Origin of the sequence: Pedobacter indicus, assembly GCF_003449035.1 — a bacterium.
GTDB classification, from domain to species: domain Bacteria; phylum Bacteroidota; class Bacteroidia; order Sphingobacteriales; family Sphingobacteriaceae; genus Albibacterium; species Albibacterium indicum.
Genome location: NZ_QRGB01000001.1, coordinates 369,719 through 393,577, shown reverse-complemented (window position 1 = coordinate 393,577; position 23,859 = coordinate 369,719). Strand labels below are relative to the sequence as shown.

Genomic DNA, 23,859 nt, shown 5'->3' with positions numbered 1-23,859 from the left:
ATTTTGCATTATGATTATTGAGGTAATGAAGTCAAAGATTCACCGTGCGCGTGTTACGCAGGCGGAGTTGAATTATGTTGGTAGTATAACTATTGATGAAGATTTGATTGATGCGGCAAACATTATCCCGAATGAAAAGGTGCAAATTGTCAACAACAACAATGGTGCTCGTTTTGAGACTTACGTAATAAAAGGTGAGCGAGGTTCGGGTGTTATATGTTTGAATGGTGCAGCGGCACGTTTAGCGCAGGTCGGTGATGTTATTATTATCATTTCCTATGCTCAGATGACGATGGAAGAGGGCCGAAACTACCAGCCTCGTCTCATATTCCCAGACGATAATAACAGGCTAATTAAATAATAATTTATGCGTGCATAGCATTTTTTTGTAATTTTATAAAAAATGCTGTCATGATGTTCGAACTAACCGAAGAGCAAAAGATGGTCCGCGACGCGGCTCGCGATTTTGCTCAAACTGAACTGAAACCCGGCGTGATAGACCGGGACGAAAACCAACTCTTCCCAGCGGAACAGATTAAGAAATTAGGTGAACTGGGCTTTCTCGGTATGATGGTCGATCCTCAATATAATGGATCTGGCTTGGATACCGTCTCATATGTATTGGTTATGGAAGAGCTTTCCAAAATAGATGCCAGTGCATCGGTCGTCGTTTCAGTAAACAATTCACTGGTTTGTTATGGTTTGCAAACCTATGGTACAGCTGAGCAAAAGGAAAAATACCTTAAACCTCTTGCCGCTGGTGAAGTGATCGGTGCATTCTGCTTGTCTGAACCGGAGGCCGGTTCGGACGCCTCCTCGCAACATACGACTGCGGAAGATAAAGGAGACCATTATTTATTAAACGGTACGAAAAATTGGATAACCAATGGCAGTTCTGCATCAGTGTACCTTGTAATTGCTCAAACCCATCCAGAGCGAGGATCAAAGGGGATTAATGTTTTAATCGTTGAAAAGGATATGCCTGGTTTTACGATCGGCCCCAAAGAAAATAAAATGGGTATTCGCGGGTCTGACACCCATTCATTACATTTTGACAACGTTATAGTTCCAAAAGAGAACCGGATCGGAGATGATGGTTTTGGATTTAAGTTTGCCATGAAAACACTGGAAGGCGGGAGGATTGGTATCGCAGCCCAAGCATTGGGTATCGCATCGGGTGCCTACGAACTGGCGTTACAATATGCCAAAGAGCGAATTGCTTTCGGTAAGCCTATTGCGAGCCTGCAGGCCATCAGCTTTAAGTTAGCGGATATGGCTATGGAGATCGAGGCTGCTCGTTTATTGTGTTTGAAGGCAGCTTGGTTGAAAGATCAAGGTCAGCCATATACCGAGGCTGCTTCCATGGCTAAACTGAAAGCATCGGAGGTTGCGATGAAGGTTACGGTAGACGCAGTGCAGATTCACGGAGGTTATGGTTATGTTAAAGAATACCACGTTGAACGGCTCATGCGAGATGCCAAAATTACTCAAATATATGAAGGCACGTCTGAAATTCAGCGCCTGGTTATTGCGCGGGAAATACTTAAATAACTATATTTACCGAAAAAAACTGTGATGAGATATAGATTCCCAATCGTTTGTGTTTTCATATGTATATTAATTGCTGGGTGTGGCCGTAAACCTGCTCAGCTGGATAACGGAATCTGGAGAGGAACTTTTCAGACGGATTCGACAATTGAAATCCCTTTTAATTTTGAGGTTTATGACTCGGCCGGCACCAAACAAATCGCTTTCATAAATGGTGAGGAGCGCCTTAATATCAATGAATTACAGATTGAGGGTGATTCGGTTTTTTTCAGAACACCTCTATATGAAACCGAGATTCGAGCTAAGCTTGGAGATAAAACACTGGAAGGGACATGGGTCCGGACACTTCCTAATTTGACCCAAAGCATGCCCTTTACAGCCGAATATGGGGCAGACTGGCGTTTTGTTAAAGAGCCCAAGGCTTCAAAGGCCGATGTTTCAGGACGTTGGTCCGTGGTGTTCACAAAGGAGAATACGAAGGATACGACACTGGCCATCGGTGAGTTTGTTCAGGAAGGAAATTTAGTTCAAGGGACATTTTTAACGAATTATGGTGACTATCGATTCCTGAGTGGCGAGGTAGATGGAGATATGTTGCGTATATCGGCCTACGGTGGAATGAGTCCTTCGTTGTTTACAGCAACGATCAGTGGAGATGCAATGACCGGAGATATGTATTCCGGACCAGCTAATCATTCCAAATGGCAGGCTAAGAAGGACCCCAATGCAGCACTCGCCGACGCTTATTCTCTTACTAAATTAAAAGAAGGATATAATACACTGAGCTTTGAGTTTCCTGATACGGAAGGGAACCTTGTTTCGTTATCGGATGATCGCTATAAAAATAAGGTTGTTATCCTGCAGTTTTTAGGGTCTTGGTGTCCAAACTGTATGGACGAGACAATCTACCTTAACTCTTTTTATAGGAAATATAAAGAAAAAGGTGCTGAGGTGCTAGCACTTGCTTATGAGCGCTACGCCGAACCTGAAAGGGCTAAGAAGGCGGTCACGAATCTGATGGATCGTTTTGATATGGCCTATCCTGTTTTACTAACCGGTTATACGAATAGCCAGGTATTGGAAAGCCTGCCGGAAATGGAGAGTTTCAATGCTTTCCCGTCGACTATTATTATTAATAAGAAAGGCGAAGTGCATTCTATTCATACTGGCTTCAATGGTCCGGCGACCGGTCAGGCCTATGTCGATTATATCACACAATTTGAGCAAACAATTATCGAATTGCTAGCAGAATAGTCGGCACAATTATTCTTTTATGTGATATTCGTTATCTTCTGGTTCCATAAGAATCATTCACTTTACCCCTTTATAAAGTAATGGTTTATTATGAGTCACGTTTTTCACATACCTGTATTAGGTTTGGCATTTTCCATCGATACGCCCGTAAAGGTTGCCCGTTATGGTATTTCATCTGTTGTTTCCATCGTCGATGATATTTTGATAGAGCGTATGCGTGAGTATTATTCACACAAAATTGGTGAAGAATTTGTTCCGATCAATAAGCAAGAGCCAGACTTCCGTGCTCGGCGGATTACTGCTTATCTGAACTTGCTTCAACAAATTGTTCGCTCACAATTTAAGAACCTTCTCAAATCGGACTTTGTAGAAGGGACAGAAATTACAAAGTATTTTGAACTGCTACCAGATCATTCCGAACTAAAGCAGCAATATCTACAAATGCTCCTCATGACAGATGCTCGTGAAAAAGCAGCAATTCAAAAAATACTGAAGAGTAAAATACGATGTGGTGAAATCGATGTGAATATAATGTCGAAGGTAGATAAAGTGAACTATGAAACGAATGGTAAATCGTTAGGCGATCAATTTACGGATGCAGTTGCTGCTGTACGAGGTTTTGCGCAATCTGACCTTGAATCGTCAATTATACTTTCAGCTGGTATGAACCCCCGCTTATATAGCTCATTAGAGACCTATCCTGATTTCTATCCGCATAAGCAGGGGCGATTAAAAAAGAGAATTATACTTAAGGTGAGTGATTTTCGCTCGGCTTTAATCCAGGCCAAATTTTTAGCGAAGAAGGGATTGTGGGTTTCCGAATTCAGAATTGAATCGGGTCTGAACTGCGGTGGTCATGCCTTTGCAACTGAAGGCCTTTTACTGGGGCCGATCTTAGAAGAGTTCAAACAGAAGCGAACGGAACTTTTGTATACAGTATTTGACATGTATCAATCATCGCTCAAAGCGAAGGGCTTGTATGTTTCCGCTATACCAGAAATGAGGGTAACCGTGCAGGGTGGTATCGGTACCGCGGAGGAAAACAGCTTTTTATTGGAGCATTTTAAACTTGACGGGACAGGTTGGGGTAGTCCTTTTCTGCTTGTTCCGGAAGCGACAAATGTCGATGAGACGACCTTGGATAAGTTAATTATCGCTGAGCAGTCCGATTTTTACATCAGCGGTTCTTCGCCGCTCGGCGTGCCTTTTAACAACTTTCGTGGATCATCAGCCGAATTATTGCGCCTAGAACGTATAAAAAAAGGACGACCCGGTAGCCCTTGTAAGAAAAAGTATTTGGTGTCGAATACGGAGTTTACTGATAAGCCGATCTGCACCGCATCCCGGGAATATCAATCTCTTAAACTGAAGGAATTGGATAAGCAAGAAAGCCTTTCATCCGCAGCATATAAGAAAGAGTTTGATCGGATCACGGAGAAGGTTTGTTTGTGTGAGGGCTTGGCTACATCTGTTTATATTAAAAATGGTCTATTGAAGCCACGCGAAGAACGCGCAGTTTCAATTTGTCCCGGCCCCAATATTGCGTATTTCTCGGGCAAATATTCGCTACAGGAGATGGTAAATCATATTTATGGAAAGGGGAGTCTGCTTAAAAGTGTAAATCGGTCGAACATCTTTGTTAACGAATTGAAGCTGTATGTTGAATACCTTCAAAAAGATATTCAGCAGCATATTACTCAGCTTTCAGACAAAAAGGATAAGTACTTTGCGCGATTTAGATCACAATTGCAAGAGGGGATAGAATATTATAAGAGCCTGATCCCTTTCATTTCTAATGAGACCGAGACCTATAAAAAAAGGATGCTCCTTGATATACAGCAATTAGAACGAAACCTTGCGGAACTTATTTAACAAAGTGCTTCAGCTGGATCACTTCTTTTTCCTCAAGATGGCGCCAGCGTCCGCGCGGCAAGTCTTTCTTTGTTAGGTTTGCGTAGATCACCCGGTCAAGTTTAATAACATCGTATTGAAGATGCTCAAAAATCCGCCTGACAATGCGGTTCTTTCCGCTGTGGATCTGGATGCCAACTTCGTTCTTGCCTGCGCCCTGTATAAAGCTAACAGAATCAGGTTTAATGAAACCATCTTCAAGCTCCAATCCATACTCTATTTTATTGAAGTCCCCTTGAGTAAGGTTCTTATTAAGTTCGACGTGATATATTTTGGTGATCGTATTTCGTGGGTGTGATAGTTTATCCGCTAAATCGCCGTCATTCGTCATGAGTAAGAGCCCGGTCGTATTGCGGTCTAGTCGCCCAACCGGATAGATACGTTCCTTACTCGCTTTCTGAACCAGATGCATCACAGTTTTCCGCTCTTGCGGATCATCCGTAGTTGTTATATAATCTTTGGGTTTGTTTAAGAGAACGTAAACAAGTTTTTCCCGTCTCAACCGCTCTCCATTATAGCCAACTTCATCTTTAGTCGGATCTACTTTTGTTCCCAGTGAAGTTACGATTTCTCCATTGATGCTGATTACGCCAGCTTCAATTAATTCATCAGCTTTTCTGCGTGAACAAACACCCGCATTCGCGATATAACGATTCAGACGGATTAATCCATCGTCGATTGTTTCTGTTTTGTAGGTTGGGGTTTGAGCTCTGTCGTCATTTTTACTCCGTGAACGCACTCTTTTCCGTTTGCCCGATTCGACTTTCTGGTAGCGTTTATCATCTGAATACTTTTCTTTTGATGTGTCTTTATCAAAGGATTTGTAACGGTCTCTTTTGTTGAAGGTGCGTTCTCCACGCTTCCCCGATGAGTCGCTGTCACGTTTATACCTGTCTTCTTTCTTAAAGTAATTAGACTTCCCCCCCTTGTTGGATCTGCCGTCCCGGCTATTCCGTTTATTATCGAATGGCATATTATTTACCCCTAAAATGAATTAGCAAAGGTAGGGCATTTTTTTAAATTTTAGATGTAGACAGAGGTTTTATATGAGATGCTCAAATCTGGGTCTAGAAATGTCGTTTAAAGGTGATAGGGCTAGTTTTTACGTAACTATTTGGTAGTTAAGGGAATAGTTATTATCTTTGTCGCCACATTTTTCCAAAACCATTAGGAGAGGTAAAAAATGATAAAAAAACACATGCTCACATGTGCATTAGCGGTGCTAATTTTGATAGGCTCAAAACTGTTTATCTATAGTACACCGGCATCTACCAAAGATGAAGTAATAGCACAAATTGATGCCGAAGAATTTGTTGAAAAACATCGGGAGGCATTAGAAATTGAAAAAAGAGAAGCATATTTTTCTTCTATAAATTTTGCTGATGAACTCGTCCCTCTCGACAAGAAGGGGGTGGAGAAACGCTTAAAAAGAAATCTTGACAAATTCTCATATTCCAAACTGCGGACACATAAGTTACACCGATTGGCTAAACAATGGTTTCCTGTAATCGAGCCAATTCTTGCCAAGCACGGTATTCCCGAAGATTTTAAATATGTCCCTCTTGTAGAAAGCGGATTAAAGTCGGGAACCTCGCATAAAGGGGCGTCGGGCTATTGGCAGTTTATGCCCGCAACCGCGCGGTCGTTTGGCTTACGAGTAGATGACAGCGTAGACGAGCGCCATAATATTGTCAAATCTACAGAGGCCGCTGCCAAGTACATCAAAGCCCTTTATAATATATTTGATGACTGGACATTGACAGCAGCTGCATTTAATGTAGGTGAAGGAAGTTTGCTCCGGTCATTGAATGCGCAGGATAAAGAGACCTATTATGAGCTCTCATTAAATCCGGAGACACGCGTATATGTATATAAAGTAATTTCTATGAAAGAGGTTATCGAGCATCCCGAGCTTTACGGTTTTCAACCTGCTAACGGACGTGGCATGCTCGCTGACAACTCTAGCGTAATGCAATCTGACGACAACGGCAGGTTATAACCGGTCAGATTTTCATTTTATTATCCGTATTTTTGTTCAACAGATCTGAACGATAAAGATCTGACCGCAACGAGCAATCTTATATGAATAATAATACCATTCCGGATTTAGAAGAACAAAGTGAAGTCGAAGTTTACGGCGCCAGGGTTCATAATCTAAAAAACATCGATGTAAGCTTTCCCAGAAATCAACTCGTAGTAATTACAGGGCTCAGTGGAAGTGGAAAGTCTTCATTGGCTTTCGATACGATTTATGCTGAAGGTCAGCGCAGGTATTTAGAAACTTTTAGCGCATATAGCCGGCAGTTCTTAGGCGGATTAGAGCGCCCCGACGTGGATAAGATTACCGGATTAAGTCCGGTGATAGCCATAGAACAAAAAACAACGAGTAAAAATCCAAGATCGACAGTAGGCACCATAACCGAGGTTTACGATTTTCTCCGTCTTTTATATGCTCGCGCCAGCGAAGCATTTTCTTACGTCTCTGGGAAGAAAATGGCCAGATTGTCGGAAGATCAGATCATCGACCAGATCCTGAATCAATTCGATAATCAGGCGATCAATGTTCTTGCTCCCGTTGTGAAGGGGCGGAAAGGACATTACCGTGAGCTATTCGAGCAAATCAGAAAGCAGGGTTTTGTAAAGGTGCGCGTCGACGGAGAGCTTATGGATCTCATGCCCAAGATGCAGGTAGACCGCTACAAAACGCACGATATCGAGGTTGTTATTGATCGCCTTCTGGTCAGTCAGCAGGATAGAAAACGATTAGTAAGCTCGGTACAACAAGCAATGAAACATGCTAAAGGAGTGATCAAAATTAGCGATGTTTCCAATAAGGAATATTTCTTCAGCCGGTTCCTCATGGATCCCGAGTCGGGTATTTCTTATGACGAACCGCAACCCAATACCTTCTCTTTCAATTCCCCTTATGGCGCCTGTGAGCATTGCGACGGACTGGGTTATGTATTTCAGTTAGATCGGGAGAGCGTAATCCCCGATGTTAAACTGAGCATTATGCGTGGGGGCATTCTGCCGATCGGGGAGTATAAAGATAATTGGACCTTTCAGCAACTTAAAGCGTTGGGGAAGAAATACGGTTTTTCCTTAACAACGCCGATTAAGGAGTTGTCTGAGGAGCATTTAGATATTATCTTTCACGGTGCACCAGATATTATCACGGTACCCGTTTCCTATAACAAGTGGAATGTAAAGAACTATCAGATCACATACGACGGCTTGATCAAGCAATGGGAAGAACAGCTTGAGCAAAAAGGAGGGGTGAGTGACCTGGATGACTACCGGTCTTTGCGGACTTGCCCGACTTGTCATGGCGCGCGCTTGAAGAAAGAGGCGCTACATTTTAAGATTGACGATAAAAATATCGCTCAATTAGCGGAAATGGATATTGCCGGCCTAGCAGAATGGTTTGAGGGTTTGGAGAACCGGTTGAATGAAAGGCAGAAGACGATAGCAGTTGAGATCTTGAAGGAAATACGATCTAGACTAGGGTTTTTATTAGACGTTGGTTTAGACTATCTCACGCTCAACAGAACAGCCAGAACGCTGTCTGGGGGTGAAGCACAGCGTATCCGCTTAGCTACACAAATTGGTTCACAACTAGTTAACGTACTTTATATTTTAGATGAACCGAGCATTGGCCTTCATCAAAGAGATAATGAGCGATTGATTAATGCCTTGAAGGATCTAAGAGATTTGGGGAATACAGTCCTGGTCGTTGAGCATGATAAAGACATGATCTTGGCGGCTGATTACGTGATTGATATGGGGCCTGCAGCGGGCTCTCACGGTGGTGAGGTTGTTGCAGAAGGTACTCCGCATGAGATTGAGAGTAGCCGGACGCTAACAGCAGATTACCTGACAGAAAGAAGGGAGATTGTAGTCCCTTCGGAAAGAAGAGAAGGGAATGGCGAGTTTCTGACCTTAGAGAAAGCGTCGGGGAATAATTTAAAGAACGTGACGGTAAGCTTCCCTCTGGGTTGTTTTATTGCCGTAACCGGAGTGTCAGGCAGCGGTAAATCAAGTTTAATTACTGAAACCCTATACCCAATTTTAAATAAACATATTTTCAGGGCGAAGAAAACACCGCTTCCCTATAAAAAGCTTGTGGGTTTAGAGCATATAGATAAAGTAATCGAAATCGACCAATCACCGATTGGGCGTACGCCCCGGTCAAACCCATCTACCTATACAGGAGTTTTCTCCGATATCCGAAATCTCTTTGTCCAGCTGCCTGAAGCGAAGATCAGAGGTTACAAGCCGGGCAGGTTCTCCTTCAACGTCAAGGGGGGCAGGTGCGAGACATGTAAAGGTGCCGGGATGAAGGTAATTGAAATGAACTTTCTTCCCGATGTCCAGGTCCCCTGTGAAACCTGTCAGGGCAAACGATATAACCGGGAGACCCTTGAAGTAAGGTATCGCGGGAAATCTATCAGCGATGTGCTTGATATGCGGATTGCGGATGCTATGGAATTCTTTGAACCTATACCCTCCATTTACCGTAAGATCAAGACGCTGAATGACGTAGGTCTTGGTTATTTGACATTGGGGCAATCTTCAGTATCTTTGTCAGGAGGTGAGGCTCAGCGCGTCAAATTAGCTACAGAACTATCGAAAAAAGATACTGGAAAAACATTCTATATCTTAGATGAGCCGACAACGGGCCTACACTTTGAGGATGTTAACGTATTATTGGGTGTTCTGAACCGCTTGGTTAATCGGGGCAATACCGTATTGGTCATTGAGCATAACATGGATGTAATAAAAGTAGCCGATTACGTCATTGATATGGGGCCTGAAGGTGGGCAACGTGGTGGGGAGCTGGTATTCTCCGGTACCCCTGAAGAGTTGGCCAGAAACAAGCGAAGCAAGACTGCGCGTTTTGTTGCGATGGAGTTGGGTAATAAATTAGTTGATAAAAAATAAATTATAGTAAAATGATTGTACTTGATAAGTTGGGAATTGCAGACAAGATCAAAGAGGCTTTAGAGACAGTCTTTGACCCTGAAATACCGGTGAATATTGTCGAATTGGGATTAGTCTATGAGCTTATTACAAAAGAGGACGGCACCGCAAAGGTGGTAATGACTTTAACTGCACCAAATTGTCCGGTTGCCGATGGTATCATCAATGAAGTACAGGAAAAAGTAGAGGCTGTAGAAGAGGTTAAGGATGCCTTGGTTGAGCTGACCTTTGACCCCCCTTGGGATAAAAGCATGATGAGCGAGGAGGCTCGTCTAGAATTAGGCTTTATGTAAGCAGGTCTGATTAATCTTCCTTTTGTGCACGGTTCTCTAAATCCTGTAAGGTCTTTACAGGTAGCGCTTTTGCTTTAGCGGCTTCTTTTCTGCCTAATGTGCGCTTCCAAATGGTGCGTGACTCCTTTGTTAAGATTGGCGCTACGATACTTAAGATCAGTACGTAAACTACTACGAACGACTGAATGATCGGGTTTAGTCCACCTGCCTTACCAATGTTGGCCATAATGATTGAAAACTCACCTCTGGCAGAAAGTGTGAAGCCGATATCAAAAGAAGCTTGTTTTTTCATTTTTGATATCCGGGTAGCAAAAAAGCCAGAAGCTAAGTTGGCAATCACGGTCAATACAGCTGCTATTGCTGCCCATTGCACAGCACCGCCAAGTGTCGTCGGATCGATAGACAGTCCGAAGCTAAAGAAGAACATCGCTCCGAAATAGTCTTTATATGGCAGCACCATTCCTTCAATTCGCTTTATATACTTCGAGTCCGCTAAAACCAATCCGGCCATCAAAGCTCCAATGGCCTCGGCAACGTGAATACTTTCCGAAAACCCGGCCGTAATAAAGAGTAGTGCAAAAATGATAAGGATAAAAATCTCCGAAGAGTTTACTTCTAATAGCTTATCAATCGCCGGTACCACCTTTCTTCCCACGACCAAAAACAACAGGATAAAACCAAGTGCAAGTAAACAGGTGCCTACAACTTGCCAGACAGATCCTCCCCCAGCCAGTACCAATCCTGATAGGAAAGAGATGTGCATCGCAATAAAAAGATCATCAAACATAATCATCCCCATGATGATCTCAGTTTCAGGATTCGCTGTTCTTCGCAGATCAGTCAAGACCTTCGCTACGATGGCTGTCGATGAACTGGTCATGATTCCACAAATTACCATGATTTCGGCAAATGGCATGCCCATCATCCAGCCAATAAGGAGCCCGGTGACAAAATTGATGCAGACATAGATACTCCCACCTGTCACGATGGATTTTCCCGACTTGATGAGTCGCCCGACGGAAAATTCAAGACCTAAATAGAACAATAGAAATAAAACTCCAAGGCGCCCCATGAATTCGATGAACGGCATGCTCTCCTTAAACTGGAGGTCAATGATGCCCAAATCGGGTGCGTTGGGGCCTAGGATCATCCCAATTAGAATAAAAAATGGAATTACTGAAACACGGAGTTTGTTTGATATAAGACCAACAAGGGCAACCAAACCAACAGCAATACCAATTTCTAATATGAGTGTATCCATGCGTGAACTTCTCGTGTTAATTATTTATCTAAAAGGATTTGTTTTAGCAACTTAATATGATTTCGCTTGCCTGCTACGATTAAGGTTGTATCCGGATTGATGATAAAATCAGGTCCGGGGTTAATTGTTGTTTCATCTGCTTCGATAGCTGCTATAATCGAAGCCCCCGTCATTTTTCTCACTTCCAGATCACCGATTGTTTTGCTAATTGCTTTGGCCTCTTTTGGAACCTTATACCATTCGATGATCAGATCGTCCAATGCTACCTCGATAGTTTCCAGTGCCTTTGGTTTGTATGAAAGACCACCGATAATTCCTGCAACCTGTCTGGCTTCCTCATCGTTAAGCGTCAACACACATTTCGATTCGTTTTCAACCTCATCAAATTCATAAATTTCGCGACGACCGTCATCATGAATTACAATTACCACGTGATCTCCGTAACTCGTTTCTACTTGATATTTTTTTCCAATACCAATCAGATCCGTTTCTTTTACATTCGACATAATCAATTTTTCTGGTAAATAGTTAATAGACAAAAGCATTATGCTTTTTTCATTTGTACAAATTTATGAAAAAATAGGACTTTTTCGTACATTCAGGGATGCGAAAAATAATAGATGCTGCTCAGATGAAGTTAGCCGACAAAGACTGTTTAACAGCGAAAAACATGGCTTCCCATGAGCTGATGGATCGGGCAGCTTCGGCCTTTGCTGGAATATTCAGGAGTTTGATCCAACATAAGAACCAACCTATTGTGGTTCTTTGTGGTACAGGCAATAACGGGGGCGACGGTTTAGCGATCGCGCGGTTGCTTGATTGCGACGGCTATAACCATGTTGAGATCCTAATCATTCCAACTGGAACAGATCCGAGTGCAGATTTTTTATATAATCTGGAGCGTATTAAAAAGACTTCCGTTCCCGTCCGACAAATAGGGCAGGTGTCCGCACTAGATTTTGAATCATTGGATATTGATGTCTCCCGATCCGTGCTGATTGACGCACTGTTGGGAATCGGAGTCAACAGGCCCTTGGATGGAGGGTTAAGGGACATTGTACGATACCTAAACGGACGTTGCAAGCGAGTTGTAGCAGTAGACGTGCCTACAGGTTTTCGGAGCGAGGGTAGCTTTCAAGATGACGAAGTTATTCTGCATGCAGATGAAGTCATTACCTTCCAACGACCCAAGCTAAATTTCTTTTTTCCTGAATCAGCTAAATTTATGCGCAGTTTCTTTGTAGCTGATATCGGGCTTCGGGAAGAGTTTATTGCAGAGCTACCATCGTCATTCTCCTGTCTGGAACAATCGGACATTGAGAATATTTACCGGAAGCGAGAAACCTTTAGCCATAAGGGCAATTACGGCCATGCCTTGGTAATTGCAGGGTCGATAGGTAAGGTGGGTGCGGCTCTGATCTGTGCCGAAGCATGCCTGTATGCTGGTGCCGGTTTAATAACCGTATCGTTACCCCAAGAGGGTCGGGACGCTCTTTATGCGCGTCTTCCCGAGGCGATGATCACCAGACCGGAAGATCTTTTTGACGAGCGGGACTATTCAGCCATCGCTTTTGGCCCCGGCCTAGGTGTGCGTGCAACTGGACTTCCGCATCTTTTCAAAAAAACGAAAGCACCGCTTGTTATTGATGCAGACGGGCTCAATTACATGGCAAAAAACCAATCTACATTAACAGCCCTCCCCAAGGGGACTGTATTGACACCGCACATGAAGGAATTCGACAGGCTTTTTGGCTCTTCTTCAACTTGGTGGGACAGGATCCAGTTAGCGATTCGGAAAGCAAAAGAATTGAATGTGATCATCGTACTGAAGAACCGTTACACATTTATTGTGACCAATACGGGTGATGTTCTTATTAATCCAACCGGTAATCCGGCAATGGCCATCGGTGGAATGGGAGATGCTTTAACGGGTTTGATTACATCGTTTATAGCACAAGGCTATACGCCACGGGAAGCTTGTATTCTCGGTTGTTTTCTCCATGGTCGGGCTGGTGACCGGCTCAAGTTAGAGGGACAGGCAGTCGTATTGCCCACCGCTGTGATTCGGAAAATACCGTATTTGCTTAGCGAAATAGAATAGGAAATCGCTTTATGGTTTCAGTTGACTGAGTAACAGGTTTTTGCGGGCAATATGGTCGAACGATACAAATTGATATTCTCTTTCAAGAAAGTCAACAAGCGCAATATAGTGACGGTAAAACAAAAGTTGTTCGGCTAGTTCTTCTTGCAGTCCCGCATATTCATCGATAAAATAAGCCAGGCTGTCCAGTTCTTCGGCTTGCAGGTTTAGCTGACGTATTTTATCAATAAAGCTACTTTCTTCCAGCGAACCCAGGTCGCCAATCCTCAATCGGAAATAATCCGCCAATGTCTCTTCTGTCAGGGTCTTGGCGTCCTCTTCATTATCCTCTATGATCAGCCTTTTGACCCTAGCCAGCACCTGATTCAGTTGCTGTAGCTGTGCTGTTAGTGAGTCTCTTTTTAGCATATTAAAATAATCTACCAGCTTCCGCTAGCTCCACCACCCCCAAAACTACCTCCTCCGAAACCACCGAAGCCGCCCCCTCCGAAGCCACCGCCTCCTCCTCCAAATCCGCCACCGAAGCCACCCCCACCACGTCCGCCACGATTACCCATGCCGCTCAATAGGGTCCACCACAACAAATCAGAGCTACCGCGCCCGCCGATCACCTTACCGCCACCGCGTCCACCACCTCCACCTTTAGAGAAGATGCTGATAATTACAAAAATAACGATGACGATGACAATAAACGGAACGCCAGAACCTTCCTCTTTTTTCTTTTTAGGTTTCGCTTTATATTCACCTTTGGTATACGAGATCAATGCATCGGTTGCCCTATCCAGCCCTGTGAAATAGTCCGTTCTGGAAAAAGCAGGTTTAATTTCATTATTGATGATCTGATAGGCTATCGCATCTGGCACGGCGCCTTCCACTCCATAACCAGTTTGTATGGTTACTTTTCGATCTCCCAAAGACGCTAATAGAAGAATACCATTATCATTTTCCGCTCCCCCAATCCCCCACTTCTGTGCCAGCCGTACAGCATAATCGGCAACATCATAGTCCCCCAATGAGCTAATCAGAACAACAGCGATCTGTGTTGTAGTGGAATCACTGAAAGCAACCAATTTGTTCTCTAAATGCTGAACCTGTGAACTACTAAGCGTATTGGTATAATCATTAACCAGTCGGTTGGGTTTAGCCGGAAAGTCATCCGCAAAAACAGAACCTGTAAATAAAGCTATGAGAAAAAAAGTAGTGAGAAGTCTAAAAGTACGCAATGTCATCAGGTAATTCATTTATATCGTCATCAGAGCGCGGGAAGAAAGTCTTAAGTTGTTTGCCAGCCCGGTCGATACCAGCCACCAAGCCATCTACGAGTTGCCCTTGTTTGAAGTAGCCGACCATTACATCCTTCGTTTCTTGCCAGAAACCTTCGGGGACTTTCTTGTCGATTCCAGCGTCTCCAATAATTGCGAATTTATGATCGTCTAAAGCAAGGTAGATCAAGATCCCGTTTTTCAGAGCTGTTTTATGCATATCAAGCTGCGTAAAACGCTTTGTTGCTTGCTCAATCACCTCACCCGCGCATTTTTTTTCAATGCATAGCCTGATCTCGCCGGACGTGCGGTTTTCGGCCACATTGATTGCATGGGTCAACCGTTCCTCTTCCTCGCTATTAAAATGCTGCATGATCTCTAAAATTGAACTTCCGGCGCTTGGTCAGCGCCGGCTTCAGCAGTAAATGAACCCTTTTGCTTAAATCCGAAAATACCGGCAGTAATGTTATTCGGGAATCTCCGAATCGTCGAATTGTATTGTTGTGTAGCTTCGATAAAAGCCCGCCTTTCTACAGAAATCCGATTTTCCGTCCCTTCCAGTTGCGCTTGCAGTTGTAAGAAATTCTGGTTCGCTTTAATATCCGGATAGGCCTCAACAGTCGCTAATAACCGACCCAAAGACTGGGACAGAGCTCCTTGAGCTTGTTGGAACTGAGCGATAGCTTCTGGCGTCAAGTTGTCAGCATCCACGTTGACAGAAGTAGCTTTCGCTCTTGCCTCAACAACTTGTGTCAATGTTTCTTGCTCAAATTCAGCAGCCCCTTTTACCGTATTAACCAGGTTGGGGATTAAATCTGCCCTTCTTTGGTAGGCATTTTCAACTTGTGCCCATTTTGCTTTTACATTCTCGTCAAGGTCTACCATCGTGTTATAGCCACAGGAACTTAAAGAGGAGATGACAAATAAGCCAATTAATCCAAATAATAGTCTTTTCATAATATTGCGTTTGAAAGAATGAATTTTTTTGTTCTGTTTTTCTAGTCGCCTTCAAAAATCATACCTTTACTAATCCATGTAAGAATACATGACACAATATGCAAAAAGAAATTGAATTAGCAGTTATACCAGAGAAGATTTCTGATCAACAATTCATACTAAAAGAAGCAGCGAAGAAATTGAATATCCAGCCGGATCGCATCAAGACCTTGAAAATTCGTAAACGATCAATTGATGCAAGAAGCAAAAAGGTGGTGTATCGGTTACTGATAATTCTTGCGATCGATGAAGAGTTGCAGGAGCAGCCTTTCCGATGGGAGGGAAGAAATGTCCAGAACGGAAGCCCGGTCATCATCATCGGGGCTGGTCCCGCAGGCTTGTTCGCTGCATTGCAGTGTATTGAGGATGGGTTTAAGCCTATCATTCTCGAGCGTGGTAAAAATGTTAAAGACCGGCGTCGTGACCTGGCATTGTTGAATAGAGAGGGCATTGTAAACCCCGAATCTAATTATTGTTTTGGTGAGGGCGGTGCAGGTACCTATTCTGATGGAAAGCTTTATACGCGGTCAAACAAACGCGGTGACGTAAAGAAGGTTTTAGAGCTTTTTGTGTCGCATGGTGCTCCCGAAGATATTTTAGTAGATGCAAGGCCACACATCGGTACCAATAAGCTTCCACACATTATTGAAAAAATAAGAGAGTCCATCCTGGATGCAGGTGGGGAAATTCTTTTTGACACAAAAGTTGTCGATATCGAGAGCAAGTTCGGTATGGTTAGCGGGGTGAGCCTGGCGTCGGGAGATCGGATTGCAGCAAAATCCGTTATTTTAGCGACAGGACATTCAGCACGCGATATTTTCGAGATATTCAGGTCTAAAAACTGGCAATTGGAGGCCAAGCCCTTTGCTTTGGGCGTACGGATAGAGCATCCGCAGGCATTGATTGATCGTGCGCAATATCACTGCGATGTGCGCAGTGAGTTTTTACCTCCTGCGTACTACAGCCTTGTTCAGCAGATCGGGGATAAAGGTGTCTTTTCTTTTTGTATGTGCCCGGGAGGTATTGTTGCTCCTTGCGCTACGGACGAAGGGGAGATTGTTGTCAATGGCTGGTCGCCGTCTAAGCGGAACAATAGTTTCGCAAATTCGGGAACCGTTGTGCAGGTTGGTCTCGAGGATATCGGACATGATACGAACAGCCATTTTGCCTTACTGGATTTCCAGAAGGCTGTGGAGCAGAAAGCTTTTGCATTTGGCGGCGGCCGACAGGTAGCACCAGCGCAGCGTATGGTCGATTTTGTTGAAAACAGGCTATCATCTGACCTTCCTGCCAACTCATATAAACCCGGCACTACGCCGGTTATGTTAAACGAAGTTCTACCCGATTTTGCTACGAGGGCTCTGCAACAAGCACTGCCTATTTTCGGCAAAAAGATGAAAGGCTATTTTACTAACGAAGCCATTCTGATCGGTGTAGAATCCAGAACCTCATCCCCAATCCGGCTCGTGCGCGATCCAAAAACCTTACAACATCCCGATGTAAAAGGTCTCTTTCCCTGTGGCGAGGGGGCCGGTTATGCCGGTGGAATTGTTTCCGCGGCTATCGATGGGATCAACTGTGCAAAAGCTTTGATAAAACCATAACCAGTAGTTTGTTGTTATTAGTTAAAAGGAGAGAACTATGAAAAAGACGATGATCATTGGTGCCACGCCGAATCCGGAAAGATATGCTCACAAAGCTGCAACGAGACTCGTTTATACTGGTCATAAAATTGTTAATATTGGGATAAAAAAAGGAGAGGCTGCTGGTGTGCCTATCGAAAAACCCGGTGAGATCTATGACGATATCCACACAATCACACTTTATATAGGAAAGAAAATACAAAAGGAATATTACGATTATATTCTCCAGACGAAGCCCAAACGATTAATTTTCAATCCGGGTGCAGAAAACGAAGAGTTGTTCAAATTGGCAGAACGGAATGGGATCGAAGCAACCAACTCATGCACCTTGGTTTTATTAGCAAGCAATCAGTTTTAGTGCTCGTCGCCCGCTTTGCTACCGAATGCCAGGTCCCCCGCATCTCCCAACCCCGGTACGATGTAGGCTTTGCTTGTCAACTCGTCGTCTACCGCGCCTACCCATAGTTTGCAGCCGGGCACATAGGCTTTTACGTGTTCCAAGCCTTCTTCACTAGCGATTGCTGCTACCACATGTAATTCTTTTATTTTAAATTGTGCCATCAGTTCTTTACAGATAAGGACGATACTTCTCCCTGTAGCAATCATCGGATCCGAGAGGACAACAATACGGCCGTTCAGGTCAGGCGTGATCTGATATTCTTTATGAATTTCGAATTCACCGCTTTTTTTCGTCTTTCGGTAAGCCGCGACAAAGCCCGAGTCAGCTTGATCAAAAACATGAAGAAGTCCCTGATGAAGTGGCAGACCAGCCCGTATAATGGTTACCAGTACAGGTTGTTCCCTGATGAGTTCAGTCTGAGCCTCCCCCAATGGGGTCGAGATGGTAGACTCCTCGAAGTCCAGACCTTTACTTATCTCGTATCCAAAAATCTCTCCCAGACGTTCCAGATTTCTTCTGAACCTCATCCGGTCAGCCTGCATTTCTACATTTCTGAGTTCAGCGATGTAATGGTTGGCAATGCTATTTTGATCCGTTAGAATGTTTACCATATATTTACAAACAATTTTCACTTCTTTAGGTTTTTGCATTACATGGATTTTCGACTTACCTCTCAATATCAACCCACGGGTGACCAACCTGAAGCAATCAAACAACTTGTTCAAGGAGTGAAAGCAGGCGAACACTACCAGAATCTTTTGGGTGTAACGGGGTCAGGGAAAACATTCACCATTGCAAATGTTATCCAGCAAACGCAGCGACCAACGCTGATACTGAGTCATAATAAAACCTTGGCAGCACAACTATACGGTGAGTTTAAGCAGTTCTTTCCAGAAAACTCGGTGAACTATTTTGTGTCTTATTACGATTATTATCAGCCAGAGGCTTTTATTGCAACTACCAATACCTATATCGAAAAGGATCTGGCTATCAATGACGAAATTGAGAAGCTTCGGTTAAAAACAACATCGGCACTTATGTCAGGTAGGCGTGATATCGTCGTAGTTTCATCCATTTCCTGTATCTATGGTATGGGTAATCCGGAGGACTTTTCAAAGATGGTATTCCGCTTTGCAAAGGGGACGGTTATTTCCAGAAATGCGTTCTTACATAAGCTGGTCGAAATCCTATATACACGTACCACGATGGATTTTAAGCGTGGTACTTTTCGGGTGAAAGGCGATGTCGTTGATATTTTTCCGGCATACCTCGATGATGCCTACCGAATCTCATTTTTTGGTGATGAGATCGATGAATTGAGTGTAATCGATCCCGAAACAGGCAGAACGATTGAAAAGGTATCACACATGGCTCTTTATCCAGCTAACCTGTTCGTAACCCCCCGAGATCGTTTTTTGGGTGCTATCTGGAATATTCAGGAAGAGCTTGAAATGAGAAAAGAACAGCTGCTGAATGATAACCGGGCATTAGAAGCCAAGCGTCTGGAAGAGCGCGTAAATTATGATCTGGAAATGATGCGCGAGTTAGGGTATTGCAGCGGTATCGAAAATTACTCCCGTTTCTTTGATGGGCGGCAGCCGGGCATGCGGCCTTTCTGTTTGCTGGATTACTTTCCGGATGATTACCTGATGGTTATCGACGAGAGTCATGTTACCGTTCCGCAAATCCGTGCCATGTATGGTGGCGACCGTTCGCGTAAACTCTCGCTTGTCGAATATGGGTTCCGGTTACCAGCGGCGTTGGATAACCGACCTTTGAATTTCGCTGAATTTGAATCATTGGCACCGCAGACGATCTACGTAAGCGCAACGCCGGGCGACTATGAACTGCAACAAACCGAAGGTGTGGTAGTAGAGCAGGTGATCAGACCAACAGGCTTACTCGACCCGCTGATCGATATCCGTCCTGTTATCAATCAGGTGGACGATCTGCTAGATGAAGTTGATAAAACCGTCAAAGAAGGTGGCCGTATCTTGGTGACCACCTTAACCAAACGAATGGCCGAAGAACTCACGAAATACATGGCCAGACTCAATATCAAAGTCCGCTATATCCACTCAGAAATCAAAACCTTAGAGCGGGTAGAGATTCTACGGGGTTTGCGCTTAGGTGAGTTCGATGTCCTTGTCGGTATCAACTTGCTTAGAGAAGGACTGGATTTGCCCGAGGTTACTTTAGTAGCCATCCTTGATGCCGACAAAGAAGGTTTCTTACGATCCGAGCGATCGTTGATACAGACCATTGGCCGCGCCGCGAGAAATGAAAAAGGTCGTGTCATTATGTATGCCGATACCATTACCAAGAGCATGCAGATTACCATTGATGAGACCAATCGCCGCCGCCAGAAGCAGATCGACTACAACGAAGAACATGGCATCACGCCGCGAACCGTTGGCAGAACCCGTGAAGCCATCATAGAGCAAACCTCTGTGGCTGATTTTATAGGTGCCCCAAAAGCCTATGCAGGTCCGGAAGAGGTCAATATAGCCGCCGATCCGGTTGTTCAATATATGAGTAAAGACCAGCTAGAAAAAGCACTTGCCGAATCCCAAAAGAAGATGCAGAAGGCCGCCAAAGCCATGGATTTTCTTGACGCCGCGAAATACCGTGATGAGATGTTTGCCTTCGAAAAACTCCTGAAAGAGAAATTTTCCTAAAACAGCATTCCTAAAATAGCATATTAAAGCACTTGGTGCCTTTAACTTAAAGGAAAGTTGCTGTCTTGTTTAATTGAAAGACGGAGATGATACAGATGTTAGACGTATGTTAGTCGTAGATTATTCGTGTTAGCACGACTGATGTCCGACCAATGTCCGACTAAAGTCCGTCGAAGAGTGCAGCATTTTACGTCAATTTATACTCTATTTTAACAAGAAATAGGGACTTTTTCCTCGTGTTTATCACGAAAAAAGGCAGGTTGGCGTGAAAAATAGGATGAGGTGCTTTTAACTTAAAAGAAAGTTGGTAATGTTTTCAGGTTTGTTTTTACTTTCTCTCTTTTTTTGTATTTAATTTGATATTATTATGAATACAGCTAACTTAAAAAAGTCAACGTCATTGCGGTTGGATAGGGAATTATACAATTACATTGAAAAGCTAGCAAAAAAAGAAAACAGGAGCGTAAATAATTTTATTGAAACTGTTCTAGCAGAAGCGACACACTTTCATGAGCCAAATGCTGAGACAAAAAAAGCGATCGAAGATGCAAGAAAGGAAAGACATACACTAAAGCGATACAAAAATTCAAAAGACTTATTCGATGACCTGATGTCTGACTAATTAAATTAATGGCAAGATTTACGTTAACCTATACATTTTGCTCACCTCTTATGGAATTATGGTTTTTGTGCTGCTAAAATATGTTTTAGAAGATTGAATACCATGTTATGAAAAATCACGTTTATATCTCCCTGATATTATTTCTCATGTTACTATTGGTGTTTTTTGGCTGTGCAAAAAATCGGAATCAAATAATGGGATCAGAGTTATCTCAAATCCAAACAAAGACTTCTGTCATTTTGAGTATTTGAAACTGCTCGTAGCATATCAAGTATACTTACATCAGCATTCTTAATGCTAATGTCTATGGTATGGTCGCTGCTATAAAGCTCTTTGTGGAATTGATCTGCGAAAGAACGAGACATGAATATAATATCAGTAAAGTCTAATTCGACCTTACATTCACCTTCTTCCTTGATCATATCAACAAGTTTTGAAGCAAACTCTCGTGTATCGAGTGTGAGCGGCAAACGACTGGGTAACAAAATAGTCCTCATGTTAACTTCTATTATAGGGAGGTTCTTGTTATCGAAAAATTCTTAAACAATGTTATTCACCACATCGGCCATTTCGATATCGCTGTGTGATGCGTTGTACACGCACTGTCCGTTTTGGATCAATAATACTTGAGGAGACTCGTGCCGGATATTCCAGTGTTCGGCGATATGATTGGATATCTCGCGGTGTTTAATAAGGTCTAGGTAGTACACAGCAACACCCTCAGGTAGCAAGGGGGCTTCTAACTGAAAATTTCTTTTAACCATGCTGCTAACAGGGCAGCGTGTGCTGTGTTTGAATATGATAGAAGGTGTATTGCTTGCCTTTATCTGTTCGAGCTGATCGGTTGAATCTAAAGCTATCCAGTCCATTGTTTATGGTTTTTTGAATTTCTGTGGTTCGATATTTAATAGGGCCGCGGCTATCGGATACTCGAAAGACGATCCGGTTAAATTATCTGTAAACTGTGTCGGTAATGTCAAGCCGCCACCAACATCTTTGGTTCTAGAAACGATTAGCTCGTGGCTTACCTTATCGTCGGCGTTATAGGTGTCCCATTTGTAAATCGTCCCATTCTGAAAATCAATGTAGATTTTGCTGGATTTGTATTTGGAATCGGGGGTGCGGATTTGCAGTACGTGAAACTTCTTCGAGTCGACAATCTCTGGTTCTAGTTCAGCGGCATTAATTTCTTGCTTAGCAATACGGATGGGCATGAATAGAAAATAAGAATCATCCTGAAAGGATTGGCGAACACGTTTAAGAAGGGACTCGTCTGTGGTTGGTTTTTTATTTATAAAAACATCCCCTCCTGCTTCATTGACGTTGAAAAGGATGACGACATCTTCTGCGTTTTCAGTCTGCCTTTCATATCGGCAATCGCCGCTTTCCCAATCATATAAATAGCTTGCCTTTGATCTTTTATTGCCTGCATCAAAAGTGAATATGATATACCGGGCATCTGCTGCGCTATTCTCATCCCCTAGACCAATGGATAAGCTTTCGATAGCTGAACGATTGCTCGTTTGAGCAAAAGAAGGCTCAGGGAACTGACAGATCGTAAATAAAAATATAATGAGGTAAATTATTCTTTTATTAATCATGATATTAAAATTTTATTGTGATTGAAATCACTGATTATAATATCCTTTAACCCAAAGATAAACGATTATGTATGAAATGTGTTTTGATTATTTTGTTAGCGTGGCTCGAATGTGGGCCATCTGTATGGCCGTGATAGCGGCTTCTTCTCCTTTATTTCCGTGTATGCCACCTGCCCGCTCTTCTGCCTGTTGTTGGTTATCGGTCGTTAATACACCAAAAATGACTGGCTTATTGTACTTAATGGATACATTGGCGATGCCGTTGGCTACGGCGTCACAGATAAAATCAAAGTGCCGGGTTTCTCCCTGAATAACGCAGCCAAGGCAGATAACGGCGTCAAGCGAAGTGTCATTCAATAAGATATCAGCTCCGGATATCAGTTCGAAGCTTCCTGGTACCTGAATTGTTTTAATATTATCCGGAGAAACTTTCTTGTCTAAAAGCAATTGATAAGCTCCGTCATATAAAGCACCTGTAATAGCTACATTCCACTGTGCGACGACAATTCCAAACTTGAAGTTTTCAGCCGAAGCTACTTCGAGATGTGAAAAATCGGATAGGCTTTTAAGATACGTTGCCATGGAATAGTGAATGTAATTTACAATTGTGCTTCAGCACGCGCGATATAAGCATCTGCAACGGAAGCTTCATAGCTCCTTGGGTAATCACTTTTGATTTTTTTATAAGCATCCAATGCTGCTTTATAATCATTCTGTGCTTCGCTTACCAAACCTAGTTTTTTCAAAAATAGAGGGGAGGTGAAGTCGTTTGATTTCAACTCGGCTGCTTTTTTATACTGTTCGGCTGCTTTCTTGTAATCCTCGAGCTCTGAATAAGCGTCTCCTAAGAGGCCAATAACTAATGGGTCTAACACCGGACTGCCGGTTGTTGTATATTTCTCTAAAGCGACGATGGCTTCCTGATAAGAACCTTGACGCAGATAGAGGCCTCCTAAGTAAGCATTCGCTATATTCGCCGAGGGGGTATTAGAGTATTCTTCAGCAATTTGCTCAAATCCGGGATAGGATCCGTCGCCAGAGATTGCTAATTTTTGTAATGAATCAATTTGTGCGTATGATTCTGCTTTGAAGATTTCATTGTTTGCTTTTTCAGCACGTGGAGCCAAGTAAAAGTTTTGGTAACCTATATAAAGTAAAACCAAGACTACGATTCCTCCTGCAATAAAACCTAAGCTTTTTTGGTTTTCTTGTATAAAGCTTCTTTCTACACCGCGAGTCGCAGAAGCAGTCGTTATTTTGTTTTTTTCTTTTGTTGACATTTTTTTAAAATAATTCGGACTGCAAAAAT

Annotated in this window: 24 protein-coding genes and 1 pseudogene; 12 read left to right on the top strand and 13 right to left on the bottom strand. The window is 43.2% G+C overall.

The window, feature by feature from the left end:
• The first annotated feature begins 10 nt into the window (after positions 1–10).
• The 4 genes from panD (at position 11) to D3P12_RS01920 (ending at position 4,674) form a co-directional block, all read left to right on the top strand.
• On the top strand, positions 11–361 hold the full coding sequence (panD, locus tag D3P12_RS01935) for an aspartate 1-decarboxylase (protein ID WP_118193406.1): 351 nt from the start codon (positions 11–13) through the stop codon (positions 359–361).
• Between the two features lie 50 nt (positions 362–411).
• On the top strand, positions 412–1,551 hold the full coding sequence (locus D3P12_RS01930; protein WP_118193405.1) for an acyl-CoA dehydrogenase: 1,140 nt from the start codon (positions 412–414) through the stop codon (positions 1,549–1,551).
• Between the two features lie 24 nt (positions 1,552–1,575).
• Positions 1,576–2,802, top strand: a complete 1,227-nt coding sequence (locus D3P12_RS01925; RefSeq protein WP_118193404.1) for a peroxiredoxin family protein — start codon at positions 1,576–1,578, stop codon at positions 2,800–2,802.
• A gap of 90 nt (positions 2,803–2,892) precedes the next feature.
• Positions 2,893–4,674, top strand: coding sequence for a hypothetical protein (locus D3P12_RS01920; RefSeq protein ID WP_118193403.1), 1,782 nt, complete (start codon positions 2,893–2,895; stop codon positions 4,672–4,674).
• Here D3P12_RS01920 and D3P12_RS01915 read toward each other — a convergent pair.
• Positions 4,667–5,389: pseudogene (locus D3P12_RS01915) on the bottom strand (pseudouridine synthase); the annotation flags it as partial. The gene D3P12_RS01920 and the pseudogene D3P12_RS01915 sit on opposite strands and share 8 nt — an antisense overlap.
• Before the next feature lie 507 nt (positions 5,390–5,896).
• Between D3P12_RS01915 and D3P12_RS01910 the strand changes: the two are divergent.
• From D3P12_RS01910 to D3P12_RS01900, 3 genes are all read left to right on the top strand, one after another.
• Positions 5,897–6,712: a lytic transglycosylase domain-containing protein gene (locus D3P12_RS01910; protein ID WP_118193401.1), complete on the top strand. Its 816-nt coding sequence runs from the start codon at positions 5,897–5,899 to the stop codon at positions 6,710–6,712.
• 83 nt (positions 6,713–6,795) lie between these two features.
• On the top strand, positions 6,796–9,654 hold the full coding sequence (gene uvrA, locus D3P12_RS01905) for an excinuclease ABC subunit UvrA (protein WP_118193400.1): 2,859 nt from the start codon (positions 6,796–6,798) through the stop codon (positions 9,652–9,654).
• An 11-nt stretch (positions 9,655–9,665) separates the two neighbouring features.
• Positions 9,666–9,986 carry an iron-sulfur cluster assembly protein gene (locus D3P12_RS01900; RefSeq protein WP_118193399.1) on the top strand — a complete coding sequence of 107 codons (321 nt, stop codon included), beginning with the start codon at positions 9,666–9,668 and terminating at the stop codon, positions 9,984–9,986.
• 10 nt (positions 9,987–9,996) lie between these two features.
• On the opposite strand, the gene D3P12_RS01895 is transcribed toward D3P12_RS01900, so the two are convergent.
• Positions 9,997–11,247, bottom strand: a complete 1,251-nt coding sequence (locus D3P12_RS01895; RefSeq protein ID WP_118193398.1) for a cation:proton antiporter — start codon at positions 11,245–11,247, stop codon at positions 9,997–9,999.
• A gap of 20 nt (positions 11,248–11,267) precedes the next feature.
• Positions 11,268–11,753, bottom strand: coding sequence for a cation:proton antiporter regulatory subunit (locus D3P12_RS01890; RefSeq protein ID WP_118196929.1), 486 nt, complete (start codon positions 11,751–11,753; stop codon positions 11,268–11,270).
• A gap of 98 nt (positions 11,754–11,851) precedes the next feature.
• Here D3P12_RS01890 and D3P12_RS01885 point away from each other — a divergent pair, with 98 nt between their 5' ends.
• Positions 11,852–13,348, top strand: coding sequence for an NAD(P)H-hydrate dehydratase (locus D3P12_RS01885; RefSeq protein ID WP_118193397.1), 1,497 nt, complete (start codon positions 11,852–11,854; stop codon positions 13,346–13,348).
• 9 nt (positions 13,349–13,357) lie between these two features.
• On the opposite strand, the gene D3P12_RS01880 is transcribed toward D3P12_RS01885, so the two are convergent.
• From D3P12_RS01880 to D3P12_RS01865, 4 genes are read right to left on the bottom strand one after another with little or no spacing between them, the layout of a single operon-like run.
• Positions 13,358–13,756, bottom strand: coding sequence for a hypothetical protein (locus D3P12_RS01880; RefSeq protein WP_118193396.1), 399 nt, complete (start codon positions 13,754–13,756; stop codon positions 13,358–13,360).
• An 11-nt stretch (positions 13,757–13,767) separates the two neighbouring features.
• Entirely contained in the window at positions 13,768–14,577 is an 810-nt protein-coding gene (locus tag D3P12_RS01875; RefSeq protein WP_118193395.1) for a TPM domain-containing protein, read from the bottom strand.
• On the bottom strand, positions 14,558–14,983 hold the full coding sequence (locus D3P12_RS01870) for a TPM domain-containing protein (RefSeq protein WP_118193394.1): 426 nt from the start codon (positions 14,981–14,983) through the stop codon (positions 14,558–14,560). The genes D3P12_RS01875 and D3P12_RS01870 overlap by 20 nt, the downstream gene beginning before the upstream one ends.
• A 5-nt stretch (positions 14,984–14,988) precedes the next feature.
• The gene (locus tag D3P12_RS01865) at positions 14,989–15,567 is read right to left on the bottom strand and encodes a LemA family protein (RefSeq protein ID WP_118193393.1); all 579 of its coding nucleotides are present in this window, start codon (positions 15,565–15,567) and stop codon (positions 14,989–14,991) included.
• Between the two features lie 98 nt (positions 15,568–15,665).
• Between D3P12_RS01865 and D3P12_RS01860 the strand changes: the two genes are divergently transcribed.
• On the top strand, positions 15,666–17,210 hold the full coding sequence (locus D3P12_RS01860) for an NAD(P)/FAD-dependent oxidoreductase (RefSeq protein WP_118193392.1): 1,545 nt from the start codon (positions 15,666–15,668) through the stop codon (positions 17,208–17,210).
• 37 nt (positions 17,211–17,247) lie between these two features.
• A complete protein-coding gene (locus tag D3P12_RS01855) occupies positions 17,248–17,607 on the top strand; it encodes a CoA-binding protein (RefSeq protein ID WP_118193391.1) in 360 nt (119 codons plus the stop codon).
• On the opposite strand, the gene upp is transcribed toward D3P12_RS01855, so the two are convergent.
• Entirely contained in the window at positions 17,604–18,260 is a 657-nt protein-coding gene (gene upp, locus D3P12_RS01850; protein ID WP_118196928.1) for a uracil phosphoribosyltransferase, read from the bottom strand. The genes D3P12_RS01855 and upp overlap by 4 nt on opposite strands.
• Positions 18,261–18,302: 42 nt before the next feature.
• Here upp and uvrB point away from each other — a divergent pair, with 42 nt between their 5' ends.
• On the top strand, positions 18,303–20,327 hold the full coding sequence (gene uvrB, locus D3P12_RS01845; RefSeq protein ID WP_118193390.1) for an excinuclease ABC subunit UvrB: 2,025 nt from the start codon (positions 18,303–18,305) through the stop codon (positions 20,325–20,327).
• Positions 20,328–20,694: 367 nt separating this feature from the next.
• Positions 20,695–20,949, top strand: coding sequence for a ribbon-helix-helix protein, CopG family (locus D3P12_RS01840; RefSeq protein ID WP_205941050.1), 255 nt, complete (start codon positions 20,695–20,697; stop codon positions 20,947–20,949).
• A gap of 206 nt (positions 20,950–21,155) precedes the next feature.
• On the opposite strand, the gene D3P12_RS01835 is transcribed toward D3P12_RS01840, so the two are convergent.
• From D3P12_RS01835 to D3P12_RS01815, 5 genes are all read right to left on the bottom strand, one after another.
• A complete protein-coding gene (locus D3P12_RS01835) occupies positions 21,156–21,446 on the bottom strand; it encodes a hypothetical protein (protein WP_118193389.1) in 291 nt (96 codons plus the stop codon).
• Between the two features lie 42 nt (positions 21,447–21,488).
• Entirely contained in the window at positions 21,489–21,818 is a 330-nt protein-coding gene (gene ytxJ, locus D3P12_RS01830; protein ID WP_118193388.1) for a bacillithiol system redox-active protein YtxJ, read from the bottom strand.
• 3 nt (positions 21,819–21,821) lie between these two features.
• Positions 21,822–22,550 carry a hypothetical protein gene (locus D3P12_RS01825; protein WP_118193387.1) on the bottom strand — a complete coding sequence of 243 codons (729 nt, stop codon included), beginning with the start codon at positions 22,548–22,550 and terminating at the stop codon, positions 21,822–21,824.
• Between the two features lie 87 nt (positions 22,551–22,637).
• Positions 22,638–23,132, bottom strand: a complete 495-nt coding sequence (gene ribH / locus D3P12_RS01820; RefSeq protein WP_118193386.1) for a 6,7-dimethyl-8-ribityllumazine synthase — start codon at positions 23,130–23,132, stop codon at positions 22,638–22,640.
• 17 nt (positions 23,133–23,149) lie between these two features.
• Entirely contained in the window at positions 23,150–23,830 is a 681-nt protein-coding gene (locus D3P12_RS01815) for a tetratricopeptide repeat protein (RefSeq protein ID WP_118193385.1), read from the bottom strand.
• Positions 23,831–23,859: the final 29 nt, after the last annotated feature.

What these genes read in the sequence shown, in the direction of transcription:
- D3P12_RS01880 (WP_118193396.1), bottom strand. Translation starts at nt 13,756, where the DNA reads ATGCTAAAAAGAGACTCACTAACAGCACAGCTACAGCAACTGAATCAG.
- D3P12_RS01835 (WP_118193389.1), bottom strand. Translation starts at nt 21,446, where the DNA reads ATGAGGACTATTTTGTTACCCAGTCGTTTGCCGCTCACACTCGATACA.
- D3P12_RS01910 (WP_118193401.1), top strand. Translation starts at nt 5,897, where the DNA reads ATGATAAAAAAACACATGCTCACATGTGCATTAGCGGTGCTAATTTTG.
- ytxJ (WP_118193388.1), bottom strand. Translation starts at nt 21,818, where the DNA reads ATGGACTGGATAGCTTTAGATTCAACCGATCAGCTCGAACAGATAAAG.
- D3P12_RS01895 (WP_118193398.1), bottom strand. Translation starts at nt 11,247, where the DNA reads ATGGATACACTCATATTAGAAATTGGTATTGCTGTTGGTTTGGTTGCC.
- D3P12_RS01890 (WP_118196929.1), bottom strand. Translation starts at nt 11,753, where the DNA reads ATGTCGAATGTAAAAGAAACGGATCTGATTGGTATTGGAAAAAAATAT.
- uvrA (WP_118193400.1), top strand. Translation starts at nt 6,796, where the DNA reads ATGAATAATAATACCATTCCGGATTTAGAAGAACAAAGTGAAGTCGAA.
- D3P12_RS01875 (WP_118193395.1), bottom strand. Translation starts at nt 14,577, where the DNA reads ATGACATTGCGTACTTTTAGACTTCTCACTACTTTTTTTCTCATAGCT.
- D3P12_RS01865 (WP_118193393.1), bottom strand. Translation starts at nt 15,567, where the DNA reads ATGAAAAGACTATTATTTGGATTAATTGGCTTATTTGTCATCTCCTCT.
- D3P12_RS01920 (WP_118193403.1), top strand. Translation starts at nt 2,893, where the DNA reads ATGAGTCACGTTTTTCACATACCTGTATTAGGTTTGGCATTTTCCATC.
- D3P12_RS01815 (WP_118193385.1), bottom strand. Translation starts at nt 23,830, where the DNA reads ATGTCAACAAAAGAAAAAAACAAAATAACGACTGCTTCTGCGACTCGC.
- D3P12_RS01930 (WP_118193405.1), top strand. Translation starts at nt 412, where the DNA reads ATGATGTTCGAACTAACCGAAGAGCAAAAGATGGTCCGCGACGCGGCT.
- D3P12_RS01870 (WP_118193394.1), bottom strand. Translation starts at nt 14,983, where the DNA reads ATGCAGCATTTTAATAGCGAGGAAGAGGAACGGTTGACCCATGCAATC.
- D3P12_RS01855 (WP_118193391.1), top strand. Translation starts at nt 17,248, where the DNA reads ATGAAAAAGACGATGATCATTGGTGCCACGCCGAATCCGGAAAGATAT.
- D3P12_RS01900 (WP_118193399.1), top strand. Translation starts at nt 9,666, where the DNA reads ATGATTGTACTTGATAAGTTGGGAATTGCAGACAAGATCAAAGAGGCT.
- uvrB (WP_118193390.1), top strand. Translation starts at nt 18,303, where the DNA reads ATGGATTTTCGACTTACCTCTCAATATCAACCCACGGGTGACCAACCT.
- upp (WP_118196928.1), bottom strand. Translation starts at nt 18,260, where the DNA reads ATGGTAAACATTCTAACGGATCAAAATAGCATTGCCAACCATTACATC.
- panD (WP_118193406.1), top strand. Translation starts at nt 11, where the DNA reads ATGATTATTGAGGTAATGAAGTCAAAGATTCACCGTGCGCGTGTTACG.
- D3P12_RS01840 (WP_205941050.1), top strand. Translation starts at nt 20,695, where the DNA reads ATGAATACAGCTAACTTAAAAAAGTCAACGTCATTGCGGTTGGATAGG.
- D3P12_RS01860 (WP_118193392.1), top strand. Translation starts at nt 15,666, where the DNA reads ATGCAAAAAGAAATTGAATTAGCAGTTATACCAGAGAAGATTTCTGAT.
- D3P12_RS01925 (WP_118193404.1), top strand. Translation starts at nt 1,576, where the DNA reads ATGAGATATAGATTCCCAATCGTTTGTGTTTTCATATGTATATTAATT.
- D3P12_RS01885 (WP_118193397.1), top strand. Translation starts at nt 11,852, where the DNA reads ATGCGAAAAATAATAGATGCTGCTCAGATGAAGTTAGCCGACAAAGAC.
- D3P12_RS01825 (WP_118193387.1), bottom strand. Translation starts at nt 22,550, where the DNA reads ATGATTAATAAAAGAATAATTTACCTCATTATATTTTTATTTACGATC.
- ribH (WP_118193386.1), bottom strand. Translation starts at nt 23,132, where the DNA reads ATGGCAACGTATCTTAAAAGCCTATCCGATTTTTCACATCTCGAAGTA.